Below are 21,787 nucleotides of genomic sequence, written 5' to 3'. Positions count from 1 at the left end.
CCCTTGTTCTCAGTGATGTTCGGCTGAAGAGTTGCCAACCTCAGCCGGCCACAAGACGTCACTTCCAGGGACCGCGTTCTTCAGGCTGTCGGACTGTGCGCGAGTCCAGTCGCGTACCGACTTCTCAGTCTGCGGGCCGAACACTACATAGGGTGACCGAGCTTGCGCTCCCGACCATTTGAAGGTCGAAGCCCCTATTCTTGCGTCAACGTCGCCACGATGGTTGACGACATAGTCGACGGCTGGCAACCCCGCGCTGCGCGCGCGATCTGCTGTCAGGTGGAATTCAAACTGATTCGGCCCATCAGGCTGCGGGAGCGCGTGCCGTGGACCGTTCTGATTCCATGGCTCATCCGGGTTCGCGCCGGGGTCACCCGCGCCAAGCGCATACGCGAGGGCTCCGCCAGCAGTCCCACCGATGGCGAAACCGACTATTGCGCCTGCAGCGCCAGCCCCGGCACCTCCAACCCCGGCACCGATTAGTGCACCTACACCCGTCTGAAACGGCTGCGGCGGGAACGCGGAGCCGATCAACGCCCCGACTCCCGCACCAACTCCCGCGCCCACAACCGCCGACGGAATACCAAGCGCGACAGCACCAGCCGTGCCGCCGGCCATGACGCCGATGATCGTGGCGGCAGCGCGACGAGTCGCCTCGTCCTCAGGAACACCAGCAGAGATCAAACCCTGCGCAATCTTCGCCTCGCCGTACGCCGACCACGCATTGATCGAGTTCACATCCCGCTTCGACATCCCCTCCGGAATGTCGGTGACGAAGTTGCCCACACGGATCTTCTCCGGCGGCGGCGCGATCGGCCGAACCGGCGGAGCAACCCGCGGAGCCACCCGATTGTTGATCAACGGAGTGTAGGGCTCGTCATACGAATACGACCCAGGCGCGGTGTACGCCTGATACGGCGCCTCCACCGGCGGCCCCGGAATACTGCCCGGCCCCGGAACCACGACCGGCTCGACCGTGGCCTCAGCACCGGCACCACCATCCGGCGACACATCGCTCGGACTCGTGCCACCCTGCCCCGGCGCCGTGTCACCCGGACTCGTGCCCCCCTGCTCCGGCACCGCAAACGCCGCTCCCGCGCCCGCAGTGATCGACGCTGCGACCACCGCCGATGTCACCGACAGCAATGGACCACTCGGCACCCGACGCTTCCGGTGCCGACCCCGACTATGACTCATTACTCGACTACCTCTCTGGTGCGCCCACGGCGGGCGAGATCTCACTCAACTGATCGAATGGACTGGATGTAGGACCTTCCGCCGATGGTCGTCGTGCGGATGACCTGGCGGTAGGTGATGGGCGCCGCGTCGGGCTGCAGTTCGGTGAGCACCACCGAGTACTCGCCCGGGCCGCGCTCGGCGACCGTCAGACAGTGCCGGGTACCGATGGGACGCTGGTTGATGTACTGCTGCATCACGTACTCGGAGGCCACCGCGCCCGGCGCCGCGACCGCCCGTGCCGCCCTCGCCGAGCGCAGAACGTAGTAGGCGTGGTTGAAGGCGCGGATCGCGCCGGCGCCGGACTCTTGATCACCGGCATCGTCGCCGTCGGACACCGTCGTCCCCGCCCCCACCGGGCGTTGCGTACAGGCGGGCTCGCTCGCCACAGCGGACGTGGATGGCAACAGCGAATCAGAGGCGTCAGCGGTGGACGTCGATGCCGTCGTCGATTCGGACTCGCCGCCGCGCGTCAGGACCACACCCAAGGCTGTGGCGACAATCACAAGAATCGCTGCTGCCGCACCTGCGATTCGCAGTGGCGAACCGAGACGTGCGGGCGTCTCACCGCGTGCGGCCGATCCGCTCTTCCGCTTCGCACGGACCGACTTCTCCGCCTCCGCCAGGAACGCGTCGAGCTCCGACGCCGGGCGAGGCGCGACGACCTGCGGTACGGCGACCACCGGGCGGATCGGCTCCTCGAGCTGTGGAAGTGGACGCTCGAGAACAGCCACCACGGACGGCTGCGGGGCCACCTGAGCTGGGCCGACGGAGCGGTATCGGGCCAGGTGAGCGGCCAGATCGGCGGCTGGCGTCGCGTCGGAAGCGGGCGACGGCGGGACGTCGGGGAACCACAGTGCGGAAGCGCGCGGCGGCACCAAAGATCCCTCCCCCCGGCCGGTGATCATGTCGTCGTGAAGTTGCGCTCAACGACGGCACGACGCAGGGGGTCCCCCGATGACGTCGGCATATGCCGTCGCTGACCTCGGGACACCCTACAACAGCTCTCAGGACCTTCTCAGCTGTCATCCACAGAGGTGACAGACGATCCTGCGCTGCGAATTCATGCACACAGATGCCGCGCTGACTAGGGTCGCGAGTGTGCTTCTCACGGCCGCAGTCGCCCGCGGGGTCGCGGACGGAACCGTCGACCTCGCCTTCCGGCGATGGGGCCATCCGCGCATACATCCCGGCTCGAGCTTCATCGCGCTGACTCACGTCATCGAGGTGACGTCGCTGGAACGCGTCGACCCCGAGCGGATCACGCGCGACGAGGCGCGGCGCGCAGGATACGACGATGCCGACGCCGTCCGGGCCGCCCTCTGCGTCAACGTCCACAATCCGACCTACCGCATCGGACTGCAGTGCATCGGCGAGGACCCACGGATCGCCCTGCGCGCCGACGATGATCTCGCGGACGCGGACGTGGACGAGATCCGAACCCGCCTCGACCGGATGGACGCCCGGTCCAAGAACGGGCCGTGGACCCGAGAAACCCTCGACCTCATCGCGCGCCGCCCGGGCGTGGTGTCGACCGACCTCGCGGCCGAACTCGGCAGGGAACGAGCAGGATTGAAGCAGGACATCACCAAGCTCAAGAAGCTCGGGCTGACCGACAGCCTCGTCGTCGGGTACGAACTGTCGCCGCGCGGCGTCGAGTTTCGGCGTCGCGACCGCGACTGAGGTCACCGAACATCCGACGGCGACATGTCGACGTGGGCATCATCAATTCATGCCCAGCGCACACCCGGCCCGTCACCTTCTGCGCGCCAAGGATCTCGCGGACGTGCGCTTCGCCGAGCCGCTGACGGTCGACGACATGGCCGCCGCGGCGAAACTGTCCCGCGCCCACTTCTCGCGGGCCTTCGCAGCCGCATACGGACAGTCGCCACACGCGTATCTGCAGACTCGACGACTGGAACGGGCAGCGGCCATGCTGCGAACGACAGACCGTACCGTCGCCGACATCTGCATGGCGGTGGGTCTTTCCAGTGTCGGTTCGTTCACCACGAGCTTCACTCGCGCATTCGGCAAGACGCCGACCGCATATCGGGATTCGTTCCCACCCGCCTCCACGTACGCACGGATACCGGCATGCGTTCTGCGCGTCTACTCGCGCCCGGCGCCGACGAGCCGGACGAGCAACCCCCGGAAAGGGACGCAACATGCGACGGGCCAGGTGAGGACAGCACACGGGGAGAAGACCTCGACGGCCGCAGCGACCTACGTTGATCTCACCACCGCAGCATCCCCCAAGCGAAGGAAGACAACATGATTCGCATCGCCAGCGCCGAGTTCACCGAGACACCCGAAGAACGGCCGTACGGCATCGACGCGGGTTTCCGCGACCCGTCGGGAAACAGTGTTCGCCTGACGCAACTGGCCGAGGTACTCGCCTAGACCGCCCGGCGTTCCGGCAATCGCGGGTCGCGTCGCCGCGTCGTCGGCGACAATCCGACCATGAACAGCATCCGATCCGGAGTCACGGCGGCTGTGCTCGCGCTAGCCGCCGCAGGTTTGTGCCTCGTGGCCGGAAGCGCGAACGCCGCGCCGTTCCCGGTGATCACTGATGCGCCGACCGCCATCGCCACTCGCTACCTGAGTCCGGCATCGGAGTCGCCCGCCGGCGCCAACCGCTTCGGCTGCCGCGACCGGGACGGACGCAATCCGGTCGTGCTATTGCACGCGACCGCCATGAACCAGAGCGCCAACTGGGCGTATCTCGCGCCGACCCTGGCCAACGCGGGGTACTGCGTGTTCAGCCTGACCTACGGCCAGACGAGCTGGAGCGGCAACACCGGCGGCCTGGGCAACAAGGAGCAGTCCGCCCGTGTGGTCCCGGCTTTCGTCGGACGGGTTCTGGCTGCCACCGGTGCCCAGAAGGTCGATGTCGTCGGCCACAGCCAGGGCGGCGCGATCGCACAGCTCGTCACCCAATTGCCCGGACGCGCCGAACAGGTGGGCACGATCGTCGGGCTGTCCGCGTCGAACCGGGGATACTCCCGCGTCGGGTCGATCACCGACCGCCTACCGGCCCGTGCCCCCGGTCAGAGCTACTGGGGTCCGACGCATCGCTCGATCCGATACGTGAACCTCGCGACGCGATTCGACGAGATCTCGACGCCGTACACCGTGACCTTGATGCCGCCCGGCCCCAACATCACCAACACGGTGATCCAGGACGTGTGCCCGGCGTCGAAGATCGGTCACGTCGGGATGGCCTACTCCCCGACCGTCGCTGCGCTCGTCCGCAACGCACTCGATCCGCAGCGTCGGGTGCCGGTCGTCTGCGGTTCCGACTTCCCGGGTTGACCTGGGCCCTCTGGCTTCGACGACCCGGGTTTTGTTCGTGCCCCCGTCCCTCGCTAGACTCGTCTGCGCTGCCTCGCGTAGCACGCCGCCCTAGCTCAGTCGGTAGAGCAATTCACTCGTAATGAATAGGTCAGGGGTTCGATTCCCCTGGGCGGCTCCATCTCCTCCCGGCCACTCATGCCTCGGTTCTGGCCCACCCCTGCGTCGTCAGAAATCCGCCGCGCGGCCGCCTCGACGCACTGACCGCAGGCCGTTTAGTTCACTCGTTCAACCATGAACAGGCGGGCGTGTGGCAGCCCCGCGGTGCGCGACCCCCGTCGACCGACCCTGCGAACGCAGCCCTGGGCACCATTGGAACAATAGAGGCCACTCCGACTGTTCCTTATTTTATCTATCTCCGTCTCTGTATAACATAGGCCATACAGGCCACCCCGCTTTTGCGTATGGATGCGGAGATAGATCAAGTGTCATACAGAACGCTCAAGTCCGTCTTCCACCAGCGCGATCAAGTCGGCGCCGACGCTGAGGAACGGGTCCGACGCGAGTCTCCCGCCGCCCTCCGCTGGGACTTGATGATCGGCGAGTACCCGATGTTCGCGCTGCTGACCCCCGAGATCGCAGTGCTGATCGAACGAATCATGAGCTTTGAGCCGAAGATTCAGTCCGAGTGGAAAGATCTGCCAGGACGAGCACGGACCCACTATCTCCATCGCATGGTCATCGACGAAATCCAAGCGACCAACGAGATCGAACAGGTCCGTTCGACCCGACAGGAGATCGGTGCTGCGATCAGGGCCGTCCGGGCGCGACAACCCATCGAAAACAAGCGCTTCGCGGAGATGGCGCGTCTTTACCTCGACATCGGCAACGACGAGGCCGAAAGTCCGCATACGCTGGACGACATCCGGGCTGTCTACGACGCGGTGACCGCGGGAGAGATCCGTGATGAAGACGCTCCCGATGGGCGGCTGTTCCGGCAGGGACCGGTATCGATCGAATCCGGGACCAAGATCGTGCATACCGGAGTCGTGCCCGAGTCAGCGATCGACGCAGCGCTCACCCTGATGCTGAGCCAGGCGCGCGACGATTCGGTCCCCCAACTCATCAGGGCCGTGGCTGCGCACTTCATCTTCGAGTACACGCACCCGTTCTACGACGGCAACGGCCGAACCGGGCGCTACCTTCTCGCACTCGACCTCCGACAGGTGATCGCTCCGTACGCGAGCCTCGCGCTGTCGGCGACCGTCGCCGACAACAAGGACCGTTACTATCGCGCGTTCGCGGACGTGGAGAATCCACTGAATCGCGGGGATCTGACGCCTTTCTTGATCAGAATGTTGGAGATCATCGCCGAGGCACAACATCGGCTGCTGCTCGACCTCTCCGAACGTCGGCAGAAGATCGAGGCGCTCAGGGCACGCCTTCGCGATCTGGTTGATGACGAACAGTTTCCGCTCAGCGTAGGGCTCGACCGCGAGTCGTCACCGCCGATAAGTCCTGACGACTTCGGCGCGATCTTGTACACCCTCGGCCAGGCCTACTACTTCGATGTGAACCGCGCCGTCCGATCGAACACCCTGGCCGACGTGCTGGGAAGATCCAGTCAGTTCGTCCGACCGCGACTCCAGCTCTTGGACGACGCCGGGATCATCGAGACCGTCACGAGGAAACCGCTGCGTTTCCGGCTCACCCAGCGGGTGGCCGCGCTGCTGGATCTGGAAGGACCGTGATCTCCAGTAGCTGACCCTCCGAGTAGATGTCCCGATTTGTGTCATTCAGACGACAGCGAGCTGCCCACTCGTCGTCTAATATCTGATCGACAAAGAGGGGGCCCAGGGGTGGCAGGATATCGGCGCGGCACGCGACGCGCCGTCGAGAACGACGGCGTCGGTCCTCTTCGACGACCCTCGGGCCTCTCCAACGCCTCCCTCACCCTCGGCGTGCTCTCGCTGGCCACCGTCATCCCGACCGCGGTCGCCTCGATCAACGTGACCACCCTGGTCCACGCTCTCGCCGCGCCGGACACCGTCCAGGTGGCCACCGAATCGACCACAGGGTGGAGCCAACCGATCCCGTTGTCGCCGGGCGCCGGCGGCCCCGCCGCCCCGTCCGTCGCTGCGACACCGACCGGCGGGCCGGCCGCTCCCATGACACGCGACCTGTCTTCCACGGGTACACCGAGAACGCTGGTCATCGACTTTCCGCACTCGGTCGGACCCATCATCGCCGGCGGTCCCCGAACCCGCGCAGTGTTGTCGACGGAGCTCGACGACGAACTCAAAGAACGTGCGGTGCAACAGAACCTGGCGGTCATGACCGTCATCGCCGGACTCGACGCGAACAGTCCGTTCGTCGTCTACACCGGCGACGCCCAGGGCTCCGGCGGGCCCGGCGCGCCCGGTGTACCCGAGGGCGGCACCAGCCTGACTCCGCCCCCGCCGGGTACCGACGGGCCGGTCATCGTGCTGGTGTCGGATCCGCGCGGGCCGTGGAGCATTCGAGTCTGGCTGGAGACCATCCCGCTCGTCTCGGCACTCCTGAAGTCGATCGGATGGAAGGTCGACCCGCCCCGGACGGACCGCCCTGTCGAGACGCCACGTCCCGATGCCGGCACGGGCAGCGAGCCGGAGGTCACCGAACCACCCCGCGGACGGCCCATCGAGCCGACCACCGACCGTGGCGACACCACATCCGACGCCGGAGCCGATGCCGAGACGCCCAGGAACACCGTCGAGACACGGGACGTGGGCCGGGAAACCCTGCGGGACATCGTGGTCGACGATGACCAGGACTTGCCGACCGAGTCCGCCGATGTCGAAGACGACGGGGACACCGGACCGGACTCAGGCGAAGCGGGCGACGACGGTCCGTCCGAGGGCTCGGGCAACTCGCGATCCGACTCGTCGAGCCGTGACAGCTCCGGCGCGGGCGACGACAGCGACTCTTCCGACCACGGTGGTTCCGACAGCGAATCCTCGGAATCCGCCGCCTGATCCGTCGTCGTAGATCAACTGCTCAACCGAACACGGACCCGAGTGGTGCTGCCGAGTCGGGCGACAACGGCGAGGTCAGCATCACCGGCCCCTGCGCCATGAATCGTGGAGTCGCACCACGATGTTCGTCGGCCGCGTGCACGGTGAACGGATGGACCACGTAGACGTCACCGGGACTGCCGGTCGCGTAAGCGACGCGACGCTCGCGACTCGCGGCGTCCAGTAGCGGACCGGCGTCGAAGGGGCTCATCCCGTCGTCGTCGAGGACGGCGACTGCGTCGCGATGTGACCCCACCCGGATGCGTGTCGGTGCGTCGGTCGGTCCGACTTCGGAGAGCAGGGTCAGGATCAGCACGGTGTGGGGCCGTCGACTCACCACCCACGATCCGTCCTCGCGCGGTGTGTTGGCGTCGATGTGCCAGCCGCGGTCATCGACCGTCGGCGGCAGCGGGAAGCGGACCGGTATGTTGCCCAGGGCGCCGCGCGGTGTCCAACCGCCGACGCCACAGATCGCATCGAGCGCCTCGGTCAGCTCCGGACTGTTCGCGAGCAACCCGAATGGGCCGGCCCCCACCATGTCCGACGCCCAGCGCACCGGATCGGTCCAGGCGTCCGGGTCGTCCTCGGACAGACCCAGCTGAGCCCACAATCCTGCCCGCGCCCGGTCCGCGGCCTCGCGCAGCGACGGACGCTCGATCTTGAGGAAACCGTCTGCGCTGAACCTGTCGACGTCGATCACCGTCGCAGCCTCCCACCATCGGGCGTCTCCCGCGAGCGATTTTCGCCGCACCGCGGGCGACAGATCACCAAGCGTCGAGAAGCTCACGGCCGCAATACCTCTGGAATCGACTACCGGAGAGCTTGGTCGATCAGGACTTCGGCGGCGGCACGTGCATCGTCGGCGGCACGCGCCGAGCCCGCGATCGCCGCCGTGGTCTGGGCCCCCTCGGCGAGGATGGACAGCTGCGCGCCGAGGCCGTCGGGGCCTCCCAACTCCGCCACCAGACCCGCGACGTAACGCTGGAAATCAGCTTTCTGCGCACGGACCGCGGCGGCGACCGAGGGCATCTCGGCCCCGAGTTCGCCGTAGGCGTTGATGAACGCGCACCCGCGGAACTCGTCGGTGCCGAACCACTGGAACAAGAAGTCGAACACGGCGAGCAGCCTCTCCCGCGGCGACGACAGCCCCTCCGCACAGGCGGCGATCCCGCTGTTCCACTGCCGGGTCCGATCGTCGAGCACCGCGAGGATCAACGCCTCCTTCGACGGGAACATCGAGTAGATCTTCTTCAGCGACACCCCCGCCGCATCGCGGACCTTGTCCATCCCCACCGCGTGGACCCCGTGCGCGTTGAACAGCCGGTCAGCGGCACGGACCACCTGCTCGCGCGGGTCCACGGCGTCGGCCACCTCGATCTCCTCTGCTGCCGGATCCCGGCTTGGGGGTTGCGCGGGGAACGATCGTTCTCTAGTGTAGCAATCACCGGCGAGAACGACCGTTCTCCCGCCCGCCGCATCGATTCCGATCCCGATCGGGTCGCCTCAACAGAGAGAAGTGATCGCAATGGGCTACATCAAAGTCGGCACCGAGAACTCCACCGACGTCGAGCTGTACTACGAAGATCACGGCACCGGCCAGGCCGTCGTGCTGATCCACGGCTATCCGCTCGACGGCAACAGCTGGGAACTGCAGGCGCGCGAGCTCATCGACGCCGGCTACCGCGTGATCACCTATGACCGTCGCGGGTTCGGGAAGTCGAGCAAGGTCGGCACCGGCTACCACTACGACACCTTCGCCGCGGACCTGAACACCGTCCTGGAGACGCTCGATCTCCGCGACGTCATCCTCGTCGGATTCTCCATGGGCACCGGCGAACTCGCCCGTTACGCCAAGAACCACGGCACCGACCGGGTCGCGAAGTTCGCGTTCCTGGCGTCGCTCGAACCGTTCCTGGTGAAGACCGACGACAATCCCGAAGGCGTCGACCGGTCCGTCTTCGACGGTATCGCGGCGGCCGCCAAGGAGAACCGCTACGCCTGGTACACGCAGTTCTACAAGGACTTCTACAACCTCGACGACAACCTCGGCACCCGCATCACCCAGGAGGTCGTCGACGCGAACTGGAACACCGCGGTCGGCAGCGCGCCGGTCGCCGCCTACTCGGTCGTCCCCGCCTGGATCGAGGACTTCCGCGAAGATGTTGCCGCAGTCCGCGACTCGGGCAAGCCGACCCTCATCCTGCACGGCACGGCCGACAACATCCTGCCGATCGACGCCACCGGACGCCGCTTCCACCAGGCCGTTCCGGACGCCGAGTACGTCGAGATCCCCGATGCGCCGCACGGCCTGCTGTGGACTCACGCCGCCGAGGTGAACGAGGCGCTGCTGGGGTTCGTTCAGAAGTGAGCGACCCGGGGTGAGTTCGCCCAGCGAGCACACCCGCGTGACAGCAGGACGGCCGCCGGATGGATTCTCCATCCGGCGGTCGTTTGTCGTCTGCTTCCCTACCGCGACTCGCCCTCCACCGGCGCCGAATCGTCGGCGGTCTCGTCGGACGCCTCGGCGTCCTTGTTGTCGGCGAGGGGGTCGTAGCCGGGGACACCCTCGAGCACCGTCAGTTCCTGATCGATGGCGGCCGAGACGGCCTTGGCATCTTCCTTGATCTTGCGGATGAAGTCCGACATCGCTCGCTCCTCGCTCATCGTCCGGCCGCGGCACGCGACCGTGACCTCATGATAGGTCGAGGCCCGCGTCGCCCTTCGGCGATCGGAGTCCGGGCGCGACCGATCAGTCCCGGAACAGGTCCGCGTACGACGACGACAACGCCGGGTAGTAGGCGTCCCAGTCGACCTCGGCGACGCTACGGCCGGCCTCGGCCGCCACCAGACGGTCGAGGTAGTACTCCCATCCCGGGCCCACGTTCTCGGCCATGTCGGCCCGTGGCAGTCCCTGGGCGAAGCTCAGTGTCGTCGTTCCGTGGGCTTCGGCCAGGTCCAGTTCCAGCCGCCACACGTCCTCACCCCCGTCCTGAGCCGGGGACTTCGATTCGACGACCAGCCGGCCCGGCGGATCGCATTCCAGGATCGTGAACCGTTCGGACTCCACGTCCTCGCCCTCGGCGGTCATCCGGAAGTCGACGAACCCGTCGGCCGGATCGCCCGCCCACGTGCCGATCCAGCGTTCGAGCCGGGAAGGTTCAGTGATCGCCGCCCATACGGCGTCGATCGGCGCGGCGAACGACCGCTCGAGGACCACATGGGGCACGCCCGCACGGATCTCGCGTCGGCCCGTGGCCGTGATGTCCGCAGTCATCCTGTCTCCTTGTGTCGTTTGCCTGAATCGGGCTGTGCAAGAAGGGAGTCCGCGGATTTCTCATCGTCGAACTCGCGCACGGTGCGTCGCACCTCGAGGTCGAGCGCGTCGAGATGACGCTCATCGAATCTCGGCTGCACGGCGTGCGAGTCCACGGCGCGCGAGTCCACGGCGTGCGAGCCCGCAACCGCCGAGTCCACCGCGTCGAGCCACGCCCGGACCCCGGCCAGCGCGCCGGACGCCAGCTCGTAATGCCGCTCCCGGCCGTGGTCGACGGCCGTCGTCACGCCAGCTTCGCCGAGCACACGAAGGTGACGCGAGATCGCCGGTCGGCTGATCGGGTGGTCGGCCGCGAGATCGACGACGCGCGCCGACCCGCGAGCGAGCCGCTCGATCAGCGCACGACGCACCGGGTCGGCGATCGCCTCGAAGTCATCCACGTCCTATTGGTAACACACGAGTTACCAATAGGGAAGGGTGGAGCTGTCTACGCCCCGACCGGACGCGCAAGCGCGAGTCCGATCCGCGCGACCATGTCGTCGACGGCGAACTTCGGCTTCACGTTCATGTCGAGCGCCTCTCGGCACGCGAGCACGGCTTCGACGCACTGCAGCAGCTGCTCGGGCTTGGCGTAGCCGGCGAGCGGGTTCGCGAGGTCGGCGGCCTTGTCCGGATGCATCGCGGTGACCTGGGCGCCCACGCCGACGACGAGCGCGTCGCGGAACAGCGCGGCGAGATCGACCAGAGCACGGTCGAGGACGTCGCGTCCGACCCGGGTCGCCCTCGACTTCTGCCGCTTCTCCAGTTCCTTGAGCGCGCCGGCACTTCCGCGCGGCATCCGCGCGGTGCCCTTGCCCGTGCCGCCCGCCCCGAGCGCGGTCTTCATCTCCTCGGTCTCGGCCGCGTCTAGCTCGGCACTGATCGCCTTGGCGGCCTCATCGGCCGACCGGACGAGCTCCTCGGCAGCGGCATAGGCGGTCGAGTCGCGGGCGGCGGCACGCGCCAGCCCGAGCGCCTTCTCGCGTTGCGTGCGCGCTTCGGGATCCGTCGCCAGCCGACGCGCGCGCCCGATGTGGCCGCCACACACCGACGCCGCCCACCGAGCCTGCTCCGGATCGAGACCGTCGCGCTCGACGAGCACCCGCTCGATGTCGGCGGTCGTCGGCGTCACCAGTGCGATGTGCCGGCAGCGCGACCGCAGGGTCACCGAGATGTCCTCGGGATCGACCGACGGCGCGCACAGCAGGAACACCGTGCGTGACGGCGGCTCCTCGACGACCTTCAGCAGCGCGTTCGCGGCCTGCTCGGTGAGCCGGTCGGCGTCCTCGACGATGACGATCTGCCAGCGTCCCGTGCCCGGCCGGCGCGCGGCGGCCTGCACGATGTCCCGCATCGCGCCGACGGCGAGGCTCAACCCCTCCGGCACGACGTGGCGGACGTCGGCGTGGGTCTTCGCCATCACCGTGACGCACGCCCGGCATTCACCACAACCGACGTTCGTGGCGTCGGGCGCCTGACACTGGAGAGCCGCGGCGAAGCACTGCGCGGCCACCGACCGACCGCTGCCCGGTGGTCCGGTGAACAGCCACGAGTGGGTCATCGACGCCCGCGACCACCCCGCATCGACGGCCGGGATCTCGTCGTCGGCGAGGAACAGATCGTCCGACGCACCCGCGTCGAGCCTCGCCGCGAGAGCACGCGCTGCCCGGGCGGCGGCCCGCAGATCGTCGGCGATGGCCTCTTGCCCGGTCAGCCGATCGAAGACATTTGTCACAGCAACACCCTAATCCGCAGTTCGGACACGCCTGAGGCGCGGAACCGTGTTTAACGATTGCAAGCAGCCAGCTACCGTGGTCTCCGTGGTTCAACAACGGTCGCGGTGGTCAAAGGGCCTGCATCTGGCCCGATGGCTCATTCATACGCCGTGGCCGATTCTCGCGCTGGACATGCTGCGGGCGAACCTCGTGGGTGCACTGTTCACCTTCGCGTTCCTGCGCTTCGGCATGCCGATCCAGGATTCGATCAGCCTCGACGAGATCACCGCGCTGAACCAGGTCATCTTCGCGGCCTACCTGTTGATCGCGATGGTCATCGGCGGCTTCGCCAGCATCCAGTTGTCGCTACCCGTGCTCATCTGGCATCGGCGTCGCACCCGACTCGACAACGAGGCCGCACGACGCCGCGCCCTCGCGCTACCGATGCTGCTGACCGCGGTGAACGCCGCGCTGTGGGTCGTGGGCGGCACGCTGTTCACGCTCGTCAACCTGACCGTGTCGTCGAAGAACGCCTTCATCGTCGCGATCGCCAGCACGATCGGCGCGATGGTCACGTGTGCGCTCAGCTACATGCAGGCGGAGAAGGTCATGCGGCCGATCACGGTCGCGGCGATGGCCAACAATCCCGACAATGCCATCGCGCCCAGTGTCACCACCCGCATCACCGCGTTCTGGGTGATCAGCGTGGTCGCCCCGATGCTGGTGATCATCGGGATGATCGTGCTGCACCGGCTCGGCATCATCGAGGCCGACTCCACCGGCCTGGAGCGGCCGATCCTGTGGATGGCGATCTCGGCGCTCGCGTTCAGCGTGATCGCGATCGTGCGCGTTGTCGCCGCCATCAACGACCCGATCAAGCAGCTGCGGCGCGCACAGTCCAAGGTCAGCGAGGGCGACCTCAACGTCGCGGTGAAGATCTACGACGGCAGTGATCTCGGCCTGCTGCAGGCCGGGTTCAACGACATGGTCGCCGACCTGCGCGAACGCCAGCAGCTGCGCAACCTGTTCGGCCGCTACGTCGGCGAGGACGTTGCGCGGCGGGCCATCGAGACCGGCACCGAACTCGGTGGCGAGGAACGCTACGTCGGCGTCCTGTTCGTCGACATCGTCGGCTCGACGCGCCTGGCGGTGAATCGGCCGCCCCGCGAGATCGTCGAACTGCTCAACGAGTTCTTCCGGGTCGTCGTCGGCGTGGTCGGTCGCCACGGCGGGTTCGTCAACAAGTTCCAGGGCGACGCGGCGCTCGCCATCTTCGGGGCGCCGCTCGACCTCGACGACTTCGCCGGCCGGGCACTCGCGTCCGCGCGCGAGCTGCGGGCCGAGCTCTACGAGACGCTCGGTGACACCGACATCGGCATCGGAGTATCGGCCGGCAAGGCCATCGCCGGGCACATCGGCGCCGAGCAGCGACTGGAGTACACGGTCATCGGCGACCCGGTCAACGAGGCGGCCCGCCTCACCGAGCTCGCGAAGGACGAACCCACCCGCGTCCTCGGGTCCGCACGCGCGGTGTTCCTGGCATCTCACGAGGAAGCCGAGCACTGGGAGATCGGCGAGGGCGTCGAACTCCGCGGCCGCGGGATCGAGACGCTCCTCGCGCGCCCGCACCTCGAGCCGGACCGGCGGGACTGAGCTACCACCCTCCCCTGCCCCTGAGGCGACTCGCCTTCGCTTGTCCCCAGCGTTTATTGGGCGCATTTACTCGGCGTCCGGCGTCGCCTTCTTGGCCGCCGTCTTCTTGGCGGTCGACTTCTTGGCTGCGGTCTTCTTCGCCGTCGTCTTCTTGGCTGCGGTCTTCTTCGCCGCCGTCTTCTTGGCCGCTGCCTTCTTGGCGGGGGCCTTCTTCGCCGCCGCCTTCTTCGTGGTCTTCTTCGCAGCCTTCTTGGCCGGGCCACGTGCCCGACGATCGGCGAGCAACTCCATCGCGCGCTCCGGCGTGATCGAGGCGACCTCGTCGCCCTTGCGCAGGCTGGCGTTGGTCTCGCCGTCGGTCACGTACGGTCCGAACCGACCGTCCTTGATGACCATCGGCTTGCCGCTGACCTCGTCGTCCTTGCCGAGCTCACGCAACGGCGGCGCGGCGGCCTGACGACCGCGACGCTTGGGCTCCGAGTAGATCTTCAGCGCCTCGTCGAGGGTGATCTCGAAGAGCTGCTCCTCGGTGCCGAGGGACCGCGAGTCCGAGCCCTTCTTGAGATACGGGCCGTACCGGCCGTTCTGCGCGGTGATCTCGTCGCCCGACTCCGGGTCGACGCCGACGACGCGCGGCAGCGACAGCAGCTTCAGAGCGTCCTCGAGCGTGACCGTCGAGATGTCCATCGTCTTGAACAGCGAGCCCGTACGCGGCTTGGGACCGGCCTTCTTCGCCGCCTTCTTCGCGGTCTTCTTCGCCGCCGGCTTCGTCTTGGTGGCCGTGCCCCCGCCGGGCGAGTCGAGCGGGACGACGTCGCCGTCGGCGGCGTCCGAACCTCCGGTACCGCCCCCCGACCCGCCGTCACGCGGCGTCGGGCCCGCGGGAATGGTTGCGGGCGTGTCCCCGTCGTCGTCATCGTCGTCCGACGGCAGGACCTCGGTGACGTACGGACCGAAACGTCCTTCCTTGGCGACGATCTCGTGACCGGTGGCGGGGTCCGTACCGAGCGAACGCCCCTCTTGCGGTGTCGCGAACAGCTTTTCGGCGACCGCGAGGGTCAACTCGTCCGGGGTGATGTCGGCGGGCAGGTTGGCGCGCTGCAGATCCTCGTCCGCACCGTCCGCGGCGACATTGCGCTCGAGATACGGCCCGTAACGGCCGACCCGCACGTAGATCGGGCGGCCCTCTTCGTCGTTGAACAGACGGATGGAGTTGACCTGCCGTGCGTCGATCTCCTCGAGATTGACGCCGACGAGCTTCTTCAGACCGCCGTATTGCGCGATTGCCGAGTGGGCGGAACGGGTTTCACCGTCGGCACCCTGGTGATCATCGCCGAAGTAGAACTCCGACAACCACTTCGTGCGGTTCTCGTTACCCGTGGCGATCTGATCGAGGTCGTCTTCGAGGGTCGCGGTGAAGTCGTAGTCGACGAGGCTCTGGAAGTACGCCTCCAGCAGACCGACGACCGCGAATGCGATCCACGACGGCACCAGGGCGTTGCCCTTCTTGACCACGTACCCGCGGTCCTGGATGGTGCCGATGATCGACGCATACGTCGACGGTCGGCCGATCCCGAGTTCCTCGAGCACCTTCACCAGCGACGCCTCGGTGAACCGCGCGGGCGGGTTGGTGGAGTGACCGTCGGCCGTCAGGTCGGTGGCCGTCAGCGACTGCCCCTCGGTGAGCTGCGGCAACCGGTTCTCGGCGTCGTCGGCCTGGCCGCCGCTGAGCTCGTCGACCGTCTCCACGTAGGCCGACAGGAAGCCCGGGAAGGTGATCGTGCGACCTGACGCGGCAAAGGTGCAGCGCTCTCCGGAAGAGGCGGTACCGGCAATACGCAGGCTCAGAGTGGTGCCCTTGGCGTCGGCCATCTGCGACGCGACCGTGCGCTGCCAGATCAGTTCGTACAGGCGGAACTCGTCGGCCTCGAGCTGCCCGGCCACCTGGCCGGGGGTACGGAAGGTCTCACCGGCGGGTCGGATCGCCTCGTGAGCTTCCTGGGCGTTCTTGACCTTGCGGGTGTACTGACGCGGCGTCGGGTGGACGAAGTTGTCGCCGTAGAGCTCGCGGGCCTGGGCGCGGGCGGCGTTGATCGCCGACTCGCTGAGGCTCGTCGAGTCGGTACGCATGTAGGTGATGAAGCCGTTCTCGTACAACCGCTGCGCGATCCGCATCGTGCGGTCGGAGGTGAACCGCAACTTGCGGCCGGCCTCCTGCTGCAGCGTCGAGGTCATGAACGGCGCGTACGGACGGCGCGTGTAGGGCTTCTCCTCGACCGAGGTGACGGTCATCCCCGCACCTCGCAGGCCGGTGGCCAGACTCTCGGCGCGGTCGGCGTCGAGCACGATGACGCCGTCGGACCTCTTCAGGACACCCGTCGACTCGAAGTCGCGTCCCGTGGCGACCCGGGCTTCGTCGACGTTGACCAGCCGCGCCTTGAAGGTCTGCGGATTGGAGCTGTCCGCACTCTCCGCGCTCGCGTTCATCGTCGCGGAGATATCCCAGTACTCGGCCGACACGAACGCCATGCGCTCGCGCTCCCGCTCGACGATGATGCGCGTCGCCACCGACTGCACACGGCCCGCCGACAGCTTCGGCATGACCTTCTTCCACAGCACCGGCGACACCTCGTAGCCGTAGAGGCGGTCGAGGATGCGTCGGGTCTCCTGCGCGTCGACGAGGTCGATGTCGAGGTCACGCGGGTTCTCGGCAGCCGCCCGGATGGCCGGCTCGGTGATCTCGTGGAACACCATGCGCTTGACGGGGATCTTCGGCTTGAGGGTCTCGAGGAGATGCCAGGCGATCGCCTCCCCCTCGCGGTCACCGTCGGTGGCGAGGTAGAGCTCGTCGACGTCCTTCATCAGCGACTTGAGTTCGCTGACGGTCGACTTCTTGTCAGGCGACACCACGTACAGCGGCTCGAAGTTCTCGTCGACGTTCACGCCGAGACGTGCCCAGGACTGCCCCTTGTACTTGGCCGGCACGTCGGCGGCACCGCGCGGGAGGTCGCGGATGTGCCCTCGGGAGGACTCCACCACATAGTTCGCCCCCAGGTACCCGGCGATCTTGCGGGCCTTGGTCGGGGACTCGACGATCACGAGGCGTCGAATACCCCTGTTCGAGCGGGATGCGGTGCTGGTCTCTGCCACCGGGGCGTCCTTCGGTTGACTGGGTGGAGAACGTTCCTGCGTGTCAGTTCAGGTGTGTTCGATGGGTTTGTACCTTATGTATAGCGCCGTTTGCACATCTGAATTCCGTCTCGGACCCGGCGAGGTGACCGATCCGACACCGTTCCGACCCGTTGTAGCAGCTCAACGGCTCGAATGCGGGATGACTAATGCTCGTCGACCGGAGGCCAGTCGGCGACGGCCTCGGCACAGGGCGGGACGCCGACGTACTCGTGCAACCGGGACAGGCGCCGGTGGCCTGCGATCCGCAGGGCCGGGGAATGCCCGCGCGTACCGACGAGGGTTGGTGCGATGCCGACCCGCATCAGCGCCGTGGCGAGTGCCGCGTGCGACTCCGGAGCGTGGGGATCCAATCCGAGCTGGTAGCGGCCGGCATCCGAGTGACCGGCGGCGATCACCCACAGGCGCAGGGCCCGGAAACTCGGAACCCAGCCGGGGGGCATCGCCTTGACCGCTCCCGCGGACCAGGCCGCGTGCAGGGGATCGAGTTCATGGCAGGGCGCGGTCCGGGCCAGCGGCGTGCCCTCGTCCGAGACCGTCGACTCGGCTTCGAGGCCGGCCGCACGCATCTCGACGACGATCTGCTCTGCCCGCCAGCGGTCGGCGACCACGATCGAGACCCGCGTACCGGTTTCGGAGCGGACGGCCTGTCCGTGCGCCGCGAGCAGCCCCGCGAGGTCGGCGTACGCGGGCTGTTCGGTCTCCGCGGAGAAAAACGACAACTGGCCCACGATTCGAGACTAGTGCTGTGTCTCGGAAATAGGTGGGCGGTTCAGGTGGCGCGTTCGCGACGCGCGGAGCGCTGCGGAACGGGAGCCAGACAACAAACCGCTCCCGCCTCGACGAATCGAAACGGGAGCGGTGGTTTGCCCCGACTGCTTGGTGCAGTCACACGCGGGTCTTCTCAGACAGCGCGGACGCCGGTGGCCTGCGGCCCCTTGGTGCCCTGACCGACCTCGAACTCGACCCGCTGGTTCTCCTCGAGGGTGCGGAAACCGGATCCCTGGATCTCGGAATAGTGGACGAACACGTCGTCGGAACCCTCATCAGGCGCGATGAAGCCGAAGCCCTTTTCCGCGTTGAACCACTTCACAGTTCCCTGTGCCATTCTTGCAATCCTTTACATATCAACTGTCGCGACACGATGGGTCATCGTGTCGTGGCCGGTCGACCGCCATACCTCAAAGAGCCCCGCGAAGATCTGCATCGATCCGCCAAACTAACCTCAGTACCACGGCTGCAACATGCTTGTCGCCCACCGGGCGGTGGGTCGCGAAAGCTGCGGCCGGAACCAGTCAATCATGTTCGGCCCCCCAGCGATAGTCACACGAACCAAAGTGAGTCAAAACCTCGTCAAACTTCAGACCAACGACACCAGCCGGTAGCATCGACGCAGGTCGGAGACCCGTCGCTGCAACACTATTTCGAAGAGTTCTCACCAGAAGATGCAGTACTCCACATTCGGGACAGGCCTGTTGGCCCGCACCCTCGCGGGGTCCGACGCCGACCCCTCCCCGCTCACCCACCTCTCGGTAATCCCATCGCGCTCACCATCTTTCGACGCCTGGCCGGAGTGGGTGCCGCAGCCCCTGATCGACGCCTACGCCGACAACGGCATCGAGAAGGTGTGGACTCACCAGGCGCGTGCGGCCGACGCCGCATTCCGCGGCAATCATGTGGCTATTTGCACCGGGACCGCATCGGGCAAATCGATGTCGTATCAAATGCCCATTCTCACTTCTTTTCTGAACGAAAAGAATGCGACCGCGTTATACCTCGCGCCGACAAAAGCTCTCGGGGCCGACCAGATCCGGGCGGTGTCCTCGATCATCGCCGGGCGACCGGAGTTCGGGCACCTCCAGCCGTGCGCATACGACGGCGACACCGACCCCGAGATCCGGCAGTGGGCGCGCGCCCATTCGCGCTGGATCTTCACCAACCCCGACATGCTGCACATCGGCATCCTGTCCCATCACCACCGATGGCGTCAGTTCTTCCGGCATCTGCGGTTCATCGTCGTCGACGAATGTCACCACTACCGAGGCGTGTTCGGGTCTCACACCGCCCTGGTGATGCGGCGTCTGCTGCGGATCGCGCGGGCCGCCGGTGCCGATCCGGTCGTCATCGGCGCGAGTGCGACGGTCGCCGAACCGGCCGAGGCGCTGGGCCGGTTGATCGGTGAACCGGCCGTCGCGGTGACCGAGGACGCATCTCCCCGCGGGGAGCGGACCGTCGCCCTCTGGGAGCCCGATTTCCTGCCGGTGGTCACCGGCGAGAACGGTGCACCCGTCCGACGCTCGGCCGGCGCTGAATCCGCCCGACTGCTGGCCGATTTCGTGGTGGAAGGTGCTCGTACACTGTGTTTCGCCCGGAGCCGGCGGGGCGTCGAACTGACCGCACTCAGCGCACGACACCTGTTGTCACAGAGCGCCCCCGAGCTCGAGTCCCGGATCGGCGCGTACCGGGCGGGATACCTGGCCGACGATCGGCGACGTCTGGAGAAGGCCATCTCCGACGGCGAACTGCTGGGCGTGGCCACCACCAATGCGCTCGAACTCGGCGTGGACATCAGCGGACTCGACGCCGTGATCGTCAGCGGGTACCCCGGCACGGTCGCCTCGTTCTGGCAGCAGGCCGGGCGCGCGGGACGCCAGCGCGAGTCCGGCGACTCACTCGTCGTGCTCGTCGCCCGCGACGACCCGCTCGACACCTACCTCGTGCATCATCCGGAGTCACTCCTCGGCAAACCCGTCGAGGCCACGGTCACCGACCCCGCCAACCCGTACATCCTCGGTCCGCACCTGCTGTGCGCCGCCATGGAGAAACCGCTGTCGGACAGCGAGATCGACGCCTGGAACGCCCGCGACGTGGCGCAGGACCTGGCCGCCGACGGCCTGCTGCGCAAACGTAAGTCCGGCTGGTACGTCACGGCCGGAACCGAACCCCACGCCGACGTCGACATCCGCGGCGGCATCGGCGGGCAGGTCCTGATCGTCGACACCACGACGTCGCAGCTGCTCGGTACCGTCGACACCGGCCGGGCCATGTCGACGGTGCACCCCGGCGCCGTCCACATTCACCAGGGCGAGACCTATCTCGTCGACGAGCTCGATCTCGACGACGGTCTCGCGCTGGCGCATCCGGAGGACCCGGACTGGACGACGTCGGCGCGGGAGACGACGGACATCAGCATCACCGCGACGCTCGCGAGCCGGCGATTCGGCCCGCTGACGGTCGCGTTCGTGGAGGTCGACGTCACCCATCAGGTCGTCGGTTACCTGCGCACGTTGCGCACCGGAGAGGTGCTCGACGCCGTCGAGCTCGACATGCCCGAGCAGACCCTGAGCACCCGCGCCGTGATGTACACCCTCACACCGGAGGCACTCGCCGACGCCGGTATCGACGAGACCCGGTTGCCCGGTTCGTTGCACGCCGCGGAACACGCGGCCATCGGCCTCCTCCCTCTGGTTGCGACCTGCGACAGGTGGGACATCGGTGGACTCTCGACCGACCTCCACCCGGACACCGGTCTGCCGACGGTCTTCGTCTACGACGGGCACATGGGCGGTGCCGGTTTCGCCGAACGCGGGCATTCGGCGTTCCTGACCTGGATCGACGCCACCCGAGACGCCGTGGCCAGCTGCGGTTGTGAGAGCGGTTGCCCGTCCTGCGTGCAGAGTCCCAAATGCGGCAACGGTAACGATCCGCTCGACAAGAATGGCGCAGTAGCCGTCCTGGATCTTCTCCGTCGGGAATACTTGGCCCATGCATGACGAGGCATCCGACCGGGGGACCCACACGTATCGTCAGGTCACCCGACCCTCTCGTGCCTTCTTCCTGCTCGCCCGCCCGACGCAGAACACCGACCAGTTGCCGTCGTCCATCGGCGAGCGCGACGTGTTCTTCTCCGAAGACGAGGCGCTCGACGCCCTGGACCTCCACTACGCCTGGTGCGCGGCCCGTTCCGGAGGTTTCACCGATGTCGTGACCACGGCACAGTGGTATCTGCAGACGGCGATGGTCGGTCCGCGGGTCACCGCCTCCCTCGGTGAGGTCTATCTGGCGTCCACCGATGCCCACTCCGGTGAAACCTGGGCAGCGGCAGGCGGTTTCCTCACCGAGGGGGAACTCATCCACTGGTCGTCGTTCGTCCGGGCCGCCCGATCGTGGATTCCGCTGAACACCGGGACCGATGCGCTCGAACTCGCCTATCGCGGCGACACCGACGTGCACTTCCACCAATTGTGGTTCGCGCCCATGCAGTCCATCCGGGTGTATCCCAAGCGGATCTCCGTCGAATCCGACGGTCTCGGGTAGGGCCGCCCTTCGGCACGGGG

Annotated in this window: 20 protein-coding genes, 1 tRNA gene and 1 pseudogene; 11 read left to right on the top strand and 11 right to left on the bottom strand. The window is 67.2% G+C overall.

All coding sequences use genetic code 11. From position 1 onward, the window contains the following. Positions 1–9: 9 nt before the first annotated feature. Positions 10–1,197 carry a hypothetical protein gene (locus tag LEL84_RS17590; RefSeq protein ID WP_226512319.1) on the bottom strand — a complete coding sequence of 396 codons (1,188 nt, stop codon included), beginning with the start codon at positions 1,195–1,197 and terminating at the stop codon, positions 10–12. A 41-nt stretch (positions 1,198–1,238) separates the two neighbouring features. Further along, positions 1,239–2,114 carry a hypothetical protein gene (locus LEL84_RS17585; protein WP_226512318.1) on the bottom strand — a complete coding sequence of 292 codons (876 nt, stop codon included), beginning with the start codon at positions 2,112–2,114 and terminating at the stop codon, positions 1,239–1,241. Between the two features lie 223 nt (positions 2,115–2,337). Here LEL84_RS17585 and LEL84_RS17580 point away from each other — a divergent pair, with 223 nt between their 5' ends. The 7 genes and pseudogenes from LEL84_RS17580 (at position 2,338) to LEL84_RS17550 (ending at position 7,541) form a co-directional block, all read left to right on the top strand. Further along, positions 2,338–2,919 (top strand): hypothetical protein, encoded by a 582-nt coding sequence (locus LEL84_RS17580; protein ID WP_226512317.1) that lies wholly within the window; start codon positions 2,338–2,340, stop codon positions 2,917–2,919. A 49-nt stretch (positions 2,920–2,968) separates the two neighbouring features. Further along, positions 2,969–3,511, top strand: a complete 543-nt coding sequence (locus LEL84_RS17575) for a helix-turn-helix domain-containing protein (protein WP_226512316.1) — start codon at positions 2,969–2,971, stop codon at positions 3,509–3,511. Positions 3,512–3,528: 17 nt separating this feature from the next. Next, positions 3,529–3,636: pseudogene (locus LEL84_RS17570) on the top strand (VOC family protein); the annotation flags it as partial. A gap of 60 nt (positions 3,637–3,696) precedes the next feature. Beyond that, positions 3,697–4,548 (top strand): esterase/lipase family protein, encoded by an 852-nt coding sequence (locus LEL84_RS17565; protein WP_065630522.1) that lies wholly within the window; start codon positions 3,697–3,699, stop codon positions 4,546–4,548. An 84-nt stretch (positions 4,549–4,632) separates the two neighbouring features. Then, positions 4,633–4,708 (top strand) — tRNA-Thr (locus LEL84_RS17560). Positions 4,709–5,012: 304 nt separating this feature from the next. Further along, positions 5,013–6,278, top strand: coding sequence for a Fic family protein (locus tag LEL84_RS17555; protein WP_065630523.1), 1,266 nt, complete (start codon positions 5,013–5,015; stop codon positions 6,276–6,278). Positions 6,279–6,386: 108 nt separating this feature from the next. After that, positions 6,387–7,541: a hypothetical protein gene (locus LEL84_RS17550; RefSeq protein WP_226512315.1), complete on the top strand. Its 1,155-nt coding sequence runs from the start codon at positions 6,387–6,389 to the stop codon at positions 7,539–7,541. Between the two features lie 22 nt (positions 7,542–7,563). On the opposite strand, the gene LEL84_RS17545 is transcribed toward LEL84_RS17550, so the two are convergent. Together LEL84_RS17545 and LEL84_RS17540 are read right to left on the bottom strand one after the other, a co-directional pair. After that, entirely contained in the window at positions 7,564–8,280 is a 717-nt protein-coding gene (locus tag LEL84_RS17545) for a phytanoyl-CoA dioxygenase family protein (RefSeq protein WP_226514346.1), read from the bottom strand. Between the two features lie 110 nt (positions 8,281–8,390). Further along, positions 8,391–8,951, bottom strand: coding sequence for a TetR/AcrR family transcriptional regulator (locus LEL84_RS17540; RefSeq protein WP_226512314.1), 561 nt, complete (start codon positions 8,949–8,951; stop codon positions 8,391–8,393). 154 nt (positions 8,952–9,105) lie between these two features. Between LEL84_RS17540 and LEL84_RS17535 the strand changes: the two genes are divergently transcribed. Beyond that, positions 9,106–9,948 (top strand): alpha/beta fold hydrolase, encoded by an 843-nt coding sequence (locus LEL84_RS17535; RefSeq protein WP_226512313.1) that lies wholly within the window; start codon positions 9,106–9,108, stop codon positions 9,946–9,948. Between the two features lie 98 nt (positions 9,949–10,046). On the opposite strand, the gene LEL84_RS17530 is transcribed toward LEL84_RS17535, so the two are convergent. The 4 genes from LEL84_RS17530 to LEL84_RS17515 all read right to left on the bottom strand — a co-directional run bounded on the left by LEL84_RS17530 (position 10,047) and on the right by LEL84_RS17515 (position 12,628). Continuing rightward, the gene (locus LEL84_RS17530; protein ID WP_226512312.1) at positions 10,047–10,226 is read right to left on the bottom strand and encodes a hypothetical protein; all 180 of its coding nucleotides are present in this window, start codon (positions 10,224–10,226) and stop codon (positions 10,047–10,049) included. 103 nt (positions 10,227–10,329) lie between these two features. Next, positions 10,330–10,854, bottom strand: coding sequence for an SRPBCC domain-containing protein (locus LEL84_RS17525; RefSeq protein ID WP_226512311.1), 525 nt, complete (start codon positions 10,852–10,854; stop codon positions 10,330–10,332). Continuing rightward, positions 10,851–11,294 (bottom strand): ArsR/SmtB family transcription factor, encoded by a 444-nt coding sequence (locus LEL84_RS17520; RefSeq protein ID WP_226512310.1) that lies wholly within the window; start codon positions 11,292–11,294, stop codon positions 10,851–10,853. Before LEL84_RS17520 ends, LEL84_RS17525 begins: the two co-directional genes overlap by 4 nt. A gap of 47 nt (positions 11,295–11,341) precedes the next feature. Further along, positions 11,342–12,628: a DNA polymerase III subunit delta' gene (locus LEL84_RS17515; protein ID WP_226512309.1), complete on the bottom strand. Its 1,287-nt coding sequence runs from the start codon at positions 12,626–12,628 to the stop codon at positions 11,342–11,344. Positions 12,629–12,800: 172 nt separating this feature from the next. On the opposite strand from LEL84_RS17515, the gene LEL84_RS17510 reads away from it, so the two are divergent. Further along, positions 12,801–14,261, top strand: a complete 1,461-nt coding sequence (locus LEL84_RS17510) for an adenylate/guanylate cyclase domain-containing protein (RefSeq protein ID WP_078111767.1) — start codon at positions 12,801–12,803, stop codon at positions 14,259–14,261. 66 nt (positions 14,262–14,327) lie between these two features. On the opposite strand, the gene topA is transcribed toward LEL84_RS17510, so the two are convergent. From topA to LEL84_RS17495, 3 genes are all read right to left on the bottom strand, one after another. After that, positions 14,328–17,411, bottom strand: coding sequence for a type I DNA topoisomerase (gene topA / locus LEL84_RS17505; RefSeq protein ID WP_226512308.1), 3,084 nt, complete (start codon positions 17,409–17,411; stop codon positions 14,328–14,330). A 185-nt stretch (positions 17,412–17,596) separates the two neighbouring features. Continuing rightward, complete coding sequence (locus LEL84_RS17500) at positions 17,597–18,181, bottom strand: hypothetical protein (RefSeq protein WP_065630531.1); 585 nt, start codon at positions 18,179–18,181, stop codon at positions 17,597–17,599. 173 nt (positions 18,182–18,354) lie between these two features. Further along, positions 18,355–18,558 (bottom strand): cold-shock protein, encoded by a 204-nt coding sequence (locus LEL84_RS17495; RefSeq protein ID WP_004022110.1) that lies wholly within the window; start codon positions 18,556–18,558, stop codon positions 18,355–18,357. A 337-nt stretch (positions 18,559–18,895) separates the two neighbouring features. Here LEL84_RS17495 and LEL84_RS17490 point away from each other — a divergent pair, with 337 nt between their 5' ends. Continuing rightward, a complete protein-coding gene (locus tag LEL84_RS17490; RefSeq protein WP_226512307.1) occupies positions 18,896–21,223 on the top strand; it encodes a DEAD/DEAH box helicase in 2,328 nt (775 codons plus the stop codon). Then, positions 21,216–21,767 carry a hypothetical protein gene (locus tag LEL84_RS17485; protein ID WP_065630533.1) on the top strand — a complete coding sequence of 184 codons (552 nt, stop codon included), beginning with the start codon at positions 21,216–21,218 and terminating at the stop codon, positions 21,765–21,767. The genes LEL84_RS17490 and LEL84_RS17485 overlap by 8 nt, the downstream gene beginning before the upstream one ends. Positions 21,768–21,787: the final 20 nt, after the last annotated feature.

Origin of the sequence: Gordonia sp. WA4-43 (assembly GCF_020520305.1) — a bacterium.
Taxonomy (GTDB): Bacteria; Actinomycetota; Actinomycetes; order Mycobacteriales; family Mycobacteriaceae; genus Gordonia; species Gordonia hongkongensis.
This window is presented reverse-complemented; position numbering and strand designations above follow the sequence as displayed.

Excerpts from the sequence above, each read along its gene's own strand:
- LEL84_RS17565 (WP_065630522.1), top strand. The coding sequence starts at position 3,697 with ATGAACAGCATCCGATCCGGAGTCACGGCGGCTGTGCTCGCGCTAGCC.
- LEL84_RS17590 (WP_226512319.1), bottom strand. The coding sequence starts at position 1,197 with ATGAGTCATAGTCGGGGTCGGCACCGGAAGCGTCGGGTGCCGAGTGGT.
- LEL84_RS17490 (WP_226512307.1), top strand. The coding sequence starts at position 18,896 with ATGCAGTACTCCACATTCGGGACAGGCCTGTTGGCCCGCACCCTCGCG.
- LEL84_RS17535 (WP_226512313.1), top strand. The coding sequence starts at position 9,106 with ATGGGCTACATCAAAGTCGGCACCGAGAACTCCACCGACGTCGAGCTG.
- LEL84_RS17575 (WP_226512316.1), top strand. The coding sequence starts at position 2,969 with ATGCCCAGCGCACACCCGGCCCGTCACCTTCTGCGCGCCAAGGATCTC.
- LEL84_RS17485 (WP_065630533.1), top strand. The coding sequence starts at position 21,216 with ATGCATGACGAGGCATCCGACCGGGGGACCCACACGTATCGTCAGGTC.
- LEL84_RS17495 (WP_004022110.1), bottom strand. The coding sequence starts at position 18,558 with ATGGCACAGGGAACTGTGAAGTGGTTCAACGCGGAAAAGGGCTTCGGC.
- LEL84_RS17510 (WP_078111767.1), top strand. The coding sequence starts at position 12,801 with ATGCTGCGGGCGAACCTCGTGGGTGCACTGTTCACCTTCGCGTTCCTG.
- LEL84_RS17530 (WP_226512312.1), bottom strand. The coding sequence starts at position 10,226 with ATGTCGGACTTCATCCGCAAGATCAAGGAAGATGCCAAGGCCGTCTCG.
- LEL84_RS17525 (WP_226512311.1), bottom strand. The coding sequence starts at position 10,854 with ATGACTGCGGACATCACGGCCACGGGCCGACGCGAGATCCGTGCGGGC.